A 10,863-nucleotide genomic window follows, 5' to 3' on the forward strand; every position below is an offset into this window, starting at 1 on the left:
ATTTCAAATGCAAAATATTATTATTACCAAACCGAAAAATTGCTTTTAAATGATTTGTACTTTAACGAAAAATTTTACTCAAATTTTGCCGAATTTTATTCAATTATTGGGAATAATAAGCAAGCCTATTTGTATTTGAAAAAAGCAAAAAATGCTATCGAAAAACTAAAAGAAAACGAAAAAACATCAAAAGTAGCGGGTTTAAATATAAAATTTGATTCTGCTCAAAAAGATGGATTAATCAAAGAAACGCTCCAGAAAAAGCAACTTGCAAATTTAGAATTACAAAAAAAATCGAATCAATTACAAATTATTTTAGTCATTTTGTTATTCACAATAATTTCTGTTGTAATAATATCATTTTTTTACAAAAAAATTGATTCAAAAAACAAAGAATTAAATAATTTGGTAATTCAAAAACAATATCTAATAAAAGAAGTACACCATCGGGTCAAAAACAATTTAACGACGCTAAATAGTTTACTTTTTTTACAAGCCAAAAACATCGAAAATTTTGAGACCAAACAAATTTTAACCGAATGCCAAAACCGAATACAATCTATGGCATTGATCCAACAAAATTTACATAATGAATTTGAAGGCGACGAAGTAAATTTTGATCATTTTTTAGAGCAATTAATACATTCGTTAGAAACTTTGTACCAAAATCACGAAAAAAATATTGAAATAAATTACCAAAAAAACAGTATAGTTTTTGATGTTTCAAAAGGTATGTTTTTGGGTTTAATTTTAAACGAATTAATCACTAATTCCTTTAAATATGCTTTTGAAAATAGTAACGAAGGAAAAATTAACATCAATATTTCAAACAAAAACAATCAATTTATTATAGAATATTATGATAATGGTTGCGGCATTAAAGATGGGTTTAATGATAAAAATGGCGGTTTTGGATTTAAAATAATTCGTATATTAATACAACAAATAAAAGGAAAATTAGAATATGATTTTGCAAATAATCGTTCCACTTTCACCATAACTATTTAAATCAAATTATGAATTTTTTAATAATAGAAGACGAACTTTTAATAGCCGAAATGTTAAAGGAAACATTATTTGAGTTAGATTACCTTACTGTAAATATAGTGTCAAATATTTCCGATGCTTTGCATTACATAGAAAATCCATCTAATAAAATAGATTTTGTGTTTTTGGATATTAATTTAAACGATACAGAAACTGGTTTTTTTATTGCTGACAAATTAAATTCAATATATAAAATTCCATTTGTTTTTTTAACCTCTTACTCTGATACTGTTACTATTCAAGAAGCCGTAAAATTTAATCCGCAAGCTTATTTGATAAAGCCTTTTACAAAATCGGATTTGTTTGTTACGTTAGCACTTTTTAAAACAAAACAATTACCAAGCGAACGTTTTTTTGAGTTTAAAGAAAGCAATATTTCATACAAAATAAAGCACAACGACATAAAATATATAAAATCTGAAAATATATATTTAGAAATTTTTACCGATAGAAAAATTTTAATGAGAACCAGTTTAGAAAAATTTTTAGATAAAATTAAAGACAATTCTTTCGTTCGTGTGCATCGTTCTTACATAGTAAATGCAAATTATATAAAAGCCATCAACAGGCAATTTGTTTTAATTGAAAACCAAAAAATTCCAATTTCTCGCACCCATCATGAAACATTGATGAGCCTTTTTACAAAATAAACTCTTTTTTATTTTGAATAAATTTGTATTTGTGTCAAACTCATACAAAAACGTGTCAAACTCAACAATTTTTTAAAAATCTTAAAATTTTAATACATTTTTGTTTTGTAATTAAAATAACACAAAAAATGAAAAAATTATTATTTATTCTCACGCTTTTACTTTGGCAATTTAATGCCATGGCACAAAGCTACTCTGGAGGAGCAGGTACAATTGCAAGTCCGATCCAAATTGCAACCCTTGCCGATATTATTTACCTGAGCAACAACCCTAGCGATTGGGCAAAACATTTTAGGCAAACTGCCAATATCGATGCTAGTTCGACCAGCACACTGAATGCTGGAGCAGGCTTTAGTCCTATTGGAAATGCTACAACACAATTTAGAGGCAGTTATAACGGGGGTGGTAATACAATTACAGGCTTGGTTATTAATAGACCAACTACAGATTATGTTGGTCTTTTTGGCTACCCGTTTTCAGCCTCAATCTCAAATCTAGGCATGTTGGGCGGATCGGTTTCAGGTAAGTTATTGGTTGGTAGTTTAGTTGGATTTTCATATTCTATGACAGTTACCAATAGCTACGCCACAGGAAGTGTTAGCGGAGCACAGTACGTAGGCGGTTTAGTTGGTTTTAATAATAATAGCACAATTACCAATAGCTACGCAACAGGAAGTGTGAGCGCAACAGGTAATGTAGCCAGTTCTGTTGGTGACTGTGTAGGCGGTTTAGTTGGTTACAGTGGGGATGCTACAATTACCAATAGCTACGCAACAGGAAGTGTGAGCGGAACAACTATTGGTGGTATAGGCGGTTTAGTTGGTCTCAAAAATTTGAATGCTATAGTTAATAGTTCATACTGGAATACTATTACTTCAGGACAAACCACATCTGCTGGCGGAACAGGAAGAACCACTGCCCAAATGCAAACACAAGCCACTTTTGTGGGTTGGGACTTTGTAGGCGAAACCACCAACGGTACCGCCGATATTTGGAAAATGGATGGCTGTACAAACAATGGCTATCCTATTCTGTCGTACCAAACAACAAGTGCGCCACCTAACGCACCATTTGTTGATGCTACTTCAGTAAATGTTGCAATAGGTGGACCCTGTATTGGTGCTGGGGGACTTTATAATAAAACATCTGTATTTAACGGTAAAAATTATTATACTTTCTCTAGTGGCGGGGCATTTATATATTTTGATGGTGCTAAATGGGTATTTGGCAATCCTCCAGGTGGTAGTTTTTCTTTTCAAAATCTAACTGTTCCGGCAGGGATGAACCCTCCATTAACGGGTTGGACGTCTGTTACTGCTGGTTGCGCTCCAGGTCCATTTTCAATTACCAGTTTAAATTCAAATTTAAGGTTCTGTAGTGGCTCAACAATTGCCAATTTAAATATTGCTGGAACTGGTATAAAATACTACTTAGCGGCTACTGGTGGCACTGCACTTGCTAGTACAGATTTTTTAGTTAACGGTACATACTTTGTTTCGCAAACCATTGGTGGGTGCGAAAGTGCAAGAACAGCAGTAGGGGTTACAGTTAATTCTCCTCTTGTAATTCCAGTTGCTTCGCAAACTAATGTATCATGTAATGGGGGTTCTAATGGTTCTGCTTCCGTCACACCTTCAGGAGGTGCTGGTGGATATACGTATTCTTGGTCTCCATCTGGTGGAGCGGCTGCTACAGCAACAGGACTTGCAGCTGGAACTTATACTGTAACGGTAACCGATGCAATCGGGTGTATCGTTACTCGAAACTTTACAATTACCCAGCCAACGGCTCTTGTAACTACTGCAGCTTCACAAACCAATGTATCGTGCAACGGGGGTTCTAATGGAGCTGCCTCAATTAATATTCCAACAGGTGGCGCGGGTGGATATACCTACAACTGGACTCCAGGTACCCCGACAGGTGATGGAACGAGATCAGTAACAGGATTAAGCGCCGGAACTTGGACTTGTACTATAACGGATGCAAACAGCTGTACTACTACTGTTAACTTTACAATCACACAACCAACTGCTATCAGTACGGCAACTGCGGCGCAAACCAATGTGTCTTGTAATGGAGGTTCTAACGGTTCAGCTTCCGTTACTCCTTCTGGAGGTGCTGGTGGCTATACTTATTCTTGGTCGCCATCAGGAGGAACAGCTGCTACAGCAACTGGATTAAGCGCAGGAACTTATACGGTAACAGTAACTGATGCTAACGCATGTACTGCTACTCGCAACTTCACAATTACACAGCCAACGATAGTAGTTGCTCCAACTGGTAATGCCGTTCATGTTTACGTAGGGAATGCTCCAACCTTAGCATCTATTACCGTTACAGGTTCTGCTATAAAATGGTATGATAATGCAACAGGTGGAACAGAATTACCAACAACAACAACCGTTGTTAATAACACAACCTATTATGCTTCACAAACTATTACTAGTTGTGAAAGCACCACAAGACTTGCGGTAAAAGTTAGAAGAATTAGCGAAGCAACACAAACACTATGTTCGCCAGCAACAGTAGCTAATTTAGTAACTACACCAAGTGCCGGTTCTACTGCAAGTTGGTTTGCCAATTCAACTGGTGGGACGGAACTTATTAACGGAGCAACATTAAATACCGGTAATTACTATGTACAGCAAAGCAATCCTTTAACAGCTATTACTCTTGGACCTGTATTTAATAATCCTCGAGGAGTTGCTGTACAAACTGATGGAAAAATTCTAATATGTGGTGATGATGGTATAATTAAACGCATGAATGCAGATGGCACAAACGTCGTAAATCTAGCCTCCGGGTTTTACTATCCAAACGGTATTGCCATTCAAGCCGATGGTAAAATTCTAGTAGCTGATAGTAATTCCGTAAAACGCATCAATGCTGATGGTTCAGGAGTTACTACGTTTTTATCTGGGGCTATTTATTTTGGAATAGTAGTTCAAGCTGATGGTAAAATTGTAGTGTCAGATAATGAGAATAGTGTTATCAAGCGCATGAATGCTGATGGCACTAACCCTGTTACAGTTGCCACTGGGTTTAATAGACCTCGGGGTATTGCAATGCAAGCTGATGGTAGTATTTTAATAGCTGATACTAGTAATAATGTTATAAAACGTATGAATGCGGATGGCACAGGTATTGTCACTATTGCTTCTGGGTTATCTGCACCTACTGGTATTACAGTTCAAGCCAATGGTAAAATTTTATTTACAGATGATTCTGGTAGTGGCTTCAAAGAGATGAATGCAGATGGAACAAATATAGTTAGTATTGTAACGCCTCTTTTTTCACCTTGGGGGATTACTGTACAATCCGATGGAGCAATTCTAATAGCAGATACTTTTAATAATATCGTAAAACGTATTACTAATGCATCAACTTCAAACAGAGTAGCAGTAAATGTAGTTGTCAATCCTACACCTTTGGCACCAACGGCAACTGCACAACAATTTTTACCTGCGGGTTCTACAGTTGCTAATTTAACAGCTGCAGGAAGCGGTATTCAATGGTATACAACATTAACTACAGGAACTGCTTTAGCAAACGCAACACCTTTAGTAAACGGTACAACTTATTTTGCTAGTCAAACTGTTGGTATATGCGAAAGCACAAGAATTCCAGTTCAGGTTACCATTACAGCAAATAATGTTGCTATTAATTTCGATGGAACTAACGATTTTATGAGAGTGCCAAATAACGCTTCTATCAATTTTACAACTAATATGACAGTTGAATTTTGGGTGAGAACAAATGCAAATACATTCAATTATAATTATATACTTGGAAAAGCAAATAGCGGCTCTTGGACCAATGGTTTTAATTTTACTTTTTCAGGGAATGATAAAATTAATTTTGCACCACAAGGGTGGACTGGTAATTCTACAACTAACGTTTTTCAAACTAGCACAATACCTGTAAATACTTGGACTCACGTTGCTGGTACTTATGACGGTACAACAGCTAATTTATACATCAACGGTTTTTTAGATACTTCAATACCGTTAACAGGACCAATTCCAACCAATGCTTTTGATTTATTTATAGGAGCAGACAATGGTGTAGGCTATCCTGCAAATTATGATATAGATATGGTGCGTCTCTGGAATACAGCTAGAACACAAGCTCAAATTGCAGGAAATCTGAACAATTGTGTCTCAAGCGGTACAGCAGGACTTGTAGCGCAATACGATTTTGAAGAAGCTCCAACGAGTGTTGCTTTTCAAGACACTTCAAGTAATAGTTTTCACGGAAGTTACAACAATATGGAAACTCCAGACTGGATTACGGGTGCAACTTGTGCTACAACTTACGTTGCTTGCGCACCAATAGCATTTGCTAATGCTTCTGCAACTGATGCAGTAGTTGGGGCATCGTATAATTTGGATGCTTCAGTTACAGGAAATACACAATCGGTAAATTATACAGTTTCGCCAGCTTTACCATCAGGTTTAGCTATCAATCCAACTACTGGAATTATAAGCGGAACGCCAACGGCACTTAGTACATCAACAACTTATACCGTTACCGCAACAACTCAAGGAAGTTGTACAAGAACGCAATCGTATTCGTTTGAAGTAGTATGTCCAACATTGGTTTTTGGAACTACATCGTTACCAGATAGAGACTATAATCAACTTTATTCTCAGTCGTTAGTAGTTTCTAATGCTACTACAGCATTAACTTATACAATCAGTTCAGGAAGTTTACCAGCTGGATTCAGTTTGTCAACTTCTGGTACAATTTCTGGAACATCTTTATCGATTGGAACATTTACCTTTACAGTATTAGCTACAGATGTTAATGGATGTTCTGCATCACAAACGTTTAGTATCGGTTTAAGTCAAATTCCTATTACTGTTACTGCCAATGCGCAAACCAAAGTATTTGGCACCACTGATCCGGTATTGACTTATACTGTTGTACCAAGTTTACAGCCTGGGGATAGCTTTACAGGTGCTTTAAGTAGAGTAGCTGGAGAAAACGTAGGTACTTATGCTATAAATCAAGGAACTTTGAGTGCAGGACCTAATTATATAGTTACTTATGTAGGAGCTAATTTTACCATAACCAAAGCTTCACAAACCATTACTTGGGTTCAGGATTTGGTTATTGGTTGTGATGATGAATTAACTTATTCCTTAAATGCAACTTCTTCTAGTGGTTTAGCTGTAAATTACACCTCTCAAGATAATTCGATTGCTACAATTACTGGTTCAACATTGAATATAATTAATCAGGGAAGTGTTAATATTATAGCAACACAAAGTGGAAATGCTAATTTTGATGCTGCCACAAATGTAATTCAAACAGTTGTTGTAAGTCAATCAGGTTTAATCAGAAAACACTGGAGAGATGTAATTTTCTTTGATAATTCATCAAACGATTATAGCGGATACCAATGGTATAAAAATGGTGTTTTAGTGGCTAATGCAAATCAACAATATTTCAAAGAAAGCGGTAATTTATCGGGAACTTATTATGCTACAGCTTTTAAAAATGGCGCTTTAATTACAACTTGTACTTTAACTATTTCAGATAATACACCAGAATTTGATATAAAAGTGTTTCCAAATCCAGCTTCGGCAGGAGCTACTTTTGAAGTTGAAACTACGTTACCTCTTCCAATTTTAGTAAATGCTAAAATTGAGGTTTATAACCAATTAAGTGCTTTATTAAGCCAATCAGCAGTAACTGGAAGTAAAACTATAGTAGCAACACCTTTAGCTCAAGGAGTATATATTGTAAGGTTGACACTAAGCAACGGAAATATGTACAGTATAAATTTATTAGTGAAGTAATATTAAATAAAAGGCAGTTTAATTTAACTAAACTGCCTTTTTTAAAACAAATAAAACCATGAATAAGATTTTAAAAATCATATTATTGTCTTTAATAATTATGACTTCTCAGAATAGTTCAGCTCAAATTTATGTGGGAGCAAGCGCAAGTCCTTTTTCTTTTATTGATAATGCAAGCAATTCAGTTTCAGGTAAACAAAATAATTTTTCGATAAAATCAGGTTACGTATATATGTTTTCGAAAAATTTTGGAGTAGGTTCAGGATTAGAGTTTTCGCAATATTCTCAAAACATCAATGTATTAGGAAATGTAAATTCATCTTCAAATTTAATTGATGATACAAATTCCGCATTTGAATATAGAACATCAGCCGAGGGTTATTCGGAAAAACAAAAATTATCAGCATTACAAATTCCATTGTTTTTACAATTTAAAACATTAATAAACACCAATACAAATTTTTATACTAGAATTGGAGCAAAATATATGCTGCCAATTAGCTTTGAAGCCAAAGGTAAATCAAGTAAAATAACTGCGGAAGGTTACTATCCTGATTTTAATTTATTAATCTCCGATTTGCCTTCCCGTGGTTTTGGAAGTACCCAAAATTATAACGGCACAAGTGAATATGAAACCGAAAATATAATTTTGGGGAGTGTTGAGGTTGGTTTTTCATTTAAAATTGCAAAAAAAGGAGCGCTTTATACAGGTTTCTATTTAGATCATGCAATGAATAGTCTTATCGAAACTGATCAAAGTAAATCTATTGTAGGTTACAATCCCACTAATACTGCAAACAGAGCATTAAATGGATTTTATACTACAAATGTAAATACAAAAGTTTTACCAATAAGTTTTGGTTTGACTGTTATGTATAGTTTTGAATAAAAATAGAAAAGGAAGTAGTAGTTCTTTTCTAGAAATTGGGTTGGCGTGAGTTGACCCTTTTTTTATGAAATAATTCAAAATTCATAATTGCTTCTCCTATTTAATAAAAAAATCTTTTTTTTCGGGTCATAATTAAAAATAAATAATTACTTTTGTACCCTTAACGAGAGGAGGTGTCTATATTATGTTAATTATACCAATTAAAGACGGAGAAAATATCGATAGAGCATTAAAGCGCTATAAAAGAAAATTTGACAAAACAGGAGTCGTAAGACAATTGAGAAGTCGTCAAGCTTTCATTAAGCCATCTGTTATAAACAGAGCAATGGTTCAAAAAGCAGCTTACGTTCAAAACATGAGAGAGAACCTAGAAAGTTAGTAGTTAATTTTCTTGTAAATATAAATCGTTAGTAATAGAAGTTTTGTACTTTTATGCTAACGATTTTTTTATGACCATTAACCAGCAAAAATTCCAAGATTATTTACTTAAAGAGAAAAATTATTCTGTACATACTGCCTTGGCTTATGGAAAAGATTTAGATTTTTTTAAAATATTCATTGAAAGAAATTTTGACAATACGCCACTTGAAGAAGTTTCTTATACCTTAATAAGAAGCTGGATTGTTTCTATGGTTGATGGGAAAATGGGTAATACCTCTGTAAACAGAAAAATAGCCTCATTAAAAGCATTTTACAAATTTCTATTAAAAACCAAGCAAATAGATATTAATCCATTGTCCAAACACAAAGCGCTCAAAACGCCCAAAAAAATTCAAATACCATTTTCGGAAGACGAGTTGGACAAAGTTTTGCATCACATTGAATATAAGGAAGGATTTGAAGGATTTCGTGACAAATTAATAATCGATTTGTTTTACATCACAGGAATTCGCCGTTCAGAACTAATAGCATTGCAGCTAAAAAATGTAGATATTTCAAATAACACAATTAAAGTACTTGGCAAAAGAAATAAGGAAAGAATTATTCCAATACTACCTATATTAATAAATCAAATAAAAAATTACCAATCCGAACGCGCTGAAATACCGCTTGTTAATGACGAATCGTATTTTTTTTTACTCCAAAACGGAAATAAACTCAACGAAACATTTGTCTATCGACTAATAAATGATTACTTTAGTAATGTTTCTGAAAAAGTAAAAAAGAGTCCGCACATGCTTCGGCATACATTTGCCACTCACATGCTCAATCATGGAGCTGATTTAAATTCAATAAAAGAATTACTAGGTCACGCCAGTCTTGCGTCAACACAAGTATATACACATTCTAGCTTAACAGAACTTAAAAATGTATATCAAAATGCGCATCCTCGAAACAAAAAATGATTTTTTATAATGTTTAACCAAAAAAAGAGATTATGAAAGTAAATGTTCATGCAGTTAACTTTAACGTTGACAAAAAATTAGTAGACCATATTGAAGAACGAATGAATAAACTAGAAAAATATTATGACAAAATTGTGTCGTCAGATGTTTTTTTGAAAGTAGAACAAACCAGCGAAAAAGAGAATAAAATAGTAGAAGTAAAAATAATAGTTCCTGGTGACGAATTTATAGTCAAAAAAACTTGTAAATCATTTGAAGAAGGGGTAGAATTAGCTTCGGAATCTTTGGAAAGATTACTTGTAAAAAGAAAAGAAAAAATAAGAACACATGCATGATAAATTTTTTTCAAAAAAAGTTTTGATTAATAAATAAAATACATACATTTGCAGTCCGTTAGAAATAGCGGACTTTTTTTATTGAATTGCCAGCGTAGCTCAGTTGGCTAGAGCAGCTGATTTGTAATCAGCAGGTCGTGGGTTCGAGTCCCTCCGCCGGCTCTTTTTTTATTCCAAATGCGATTTGGAATATGTTCATTGTAATTAATGGTAAAAATGTTTTGTGTTTTTGAAAAATTTAAAATCCTAAACTAAAACAAATCGGGGAGATACTCAAGCGGCCAACGAGGGCAGACTGTAAATCTGCTGTGTAAACTTCGCAGGTTCGAATCCTGCTCTCCCCACAGAATTATAAGATTCTCTGCCGACTTAGCTCAGAGGTAGAGTGCTTCCTTGGTAAGGAAGAGGTCACGGGTTCAATTCCCGTAGTTGGCTCAATTATATTGAAAATTTGAACACTAATATATTATATAACTAAGATTAAAATTAAGTAAAATGGCAAAAGAAACCTTTAACCGTAACAAACCCCATTTAAATATTGGGACAATCGGTCACGTGGATCACGGAAAAACAACTTTAACTGCAGCAATAACTAAAGTGTTATCTGATGCTGGTTACTGTCAAGCAAAATCATTTGATCAAATTGATAATGCTCCAGAAGAAAAAGAAAGAGGTATTACAATTAATACTTCACACGTTGAGTACGAAACTGCTAACCGTCACTACGCTCACGTTGACTGTCCAGGTCACGCGGATTACGTTAAGAACATGGTTACAGGTGCTGCTCAAATG

General features: G+C 34.2%; 8 protein-coding genes and 3 tRNA genes. All 11 read left to right on the top strand.

Going from position 1 to position 10,863, the window contains the following annotated elements:
• A partial coding sequence (locus tag RMO83_RS05225; RefSeq protein ID WP_310558624.1) for a sensor histidine kinase occupies positions 1 to 1,008 on the top strand: 1,008 nt, incomplete at its 5' end.
• 8 nt (positions 1,009 to 1,016) lie between these two features.
• On the top strand, positions 1,017 to 1,697 hold the full coding sequence (locus RMO83_RS05230) for a response regulator transcription factor (RefSeq protein WP_310558625.1): 681 nt from the start codon (positions 1,017 to 1,019) through the stop codon (positions 1,695 to 1,697).
• Positions 1,698 to 1,825: 128 nt separating this feature from the next.
• On the top strand, positions 1,826 to 7,501 hold the full coding sequence (locus RMO83_RS05235) for a LamG-like jellyroll fold domain-containing protein (protein WP_310558626.1): 5,676 nt from the start codon (positions 1,826 to 1,828) through the stop codon (positions 7,499 to 7,501).
• Positions 7,502 to 7,559: 58 nt separating this feature from the next.
• Positions 7,560 to 8,390 carry an outer membrane beta-barrel protein gene (locus RMO83_RS05240; RefSeq protein WP_310558627.1) on the top strand — a complete coding sequence of 277 codons (831 nt, stop codon included), beginning with the start codon at positions 7,560 to 7,562 and terminating at the stop codon, positions 8,388 to 8,390.
• 184 nt (positions 8,391 to 8,574) lie between these two features.
• A complete protein-coding gene (gene rpsU, locus RMO83_RS05245; RefSeq protein ID WP_310558628.1) occupies positions 8,575 to 8,769 on the top strand; it encodes a 30S ribosomal protein S21 in 195 nt (64 codons plus the stop codon).
• 70 nt (positions 8,770 to 8,839) lie between these two features.
• Positions 8,840 to 9,736, top strand: a complete 897-nt coding sequence (locus tag RMO83_RS05250; protein ID WP_310558629.1) for a tyrosine-type recombinase/integrase — start codon at positions 8,840 to 8,842, stop codon at positions 9,734 to 9,736.
• Between the two features lie 32 nt (positions 9,737 to 9,768).
• Positions 9,769 to 10,071: a ribosome hibernation-promoting factor, HPF/YfiA family gene (gene hpf, locus RMO83_RS05255; protein WP_310558630.1), complete on the top strand. Its 303-nt coding sequence runs from the start codon at positions 9,769 to 9,771 to the stop codon at positions 10,069 to 10,071.
• Between the two features lie 88 nt (positions 10,072 to 10,159).
• Positions 10,160 to 10,233 (top strand) — tRNA-Thr (locus RMO83_RS05260).
• A 101-nt stretch (positions 10,234 to 10,334) separates the two neighbouring features.
• Positions 10,335 to 10,415: transfer RNA gene (locus RMO83_RS05265), tRNA-Tyr, on the top strand.
• A 19-nt stretch (positions 10,416 to 10,434) separates the two neighbouring features.
• Positions 10,435 to 10,506 (top strand) — tRNA-Thr (locus tag RMO83_RS05270).
• Positions 10,507 to 10,566: 60 nt separating this feature from the next.
• Positions 10,567 to 10,863, top strand: a 297-nt coding sequence (locus RMO83_RS05275; protein WP_310558631.1) for a GTP-binding protein, incomplete at its 3' end; no start/stop codon positions are given.

Source organism: Flavobacterium sp. (genome assembly GCF_031423415.1).
GTDB lineage: Bacteria > Bacteroidota > Bacteroidia > Flavobacteriales > Flavobacteriaceae > Flavobacterium.

Coding starts and splice junctions, on each gene's coding strand:
- RMO83_RS05235 (WP_310558626.1), top strand. CDS start 1,826: ATGAAAAAATTATTATTTATTCTCACGCTTTTACTTTGGCAATTTAAT.
- RMO83_RS05230 (WP_310558625.1), top strand. CDS start 1,017: ATGAATTTTTTAATAATAGAAGACGAACTTTTAATAGCCGAAATGTTA.
- RMO83_RS05240 (WP_310558627.1), top strand. CDS start 7,560: ATGAATAAGATTTTAAAAATCATATTATTGTCTTTAATAATTATGACT.
- RMO83_RS05250 (WP_310558629.1), top strand. CDS start 8,840: ATGACCATTAACCAGCAAAAATTCCAAGATTATTTACTTAAAGAGAAA.
- rpsU (WP_310558628.1), top strand. CDS start 8,575: ATGTTAATTATACCAATTAAAGACGGAGAAAATATCGATAGAGCATTA.
- hpf (WP_310558630.1), top strand. CDS start 9,769: ATGAAAGTAAATGTTCATGCAGTTAACTTTAACGTTGACAAAAAATTA.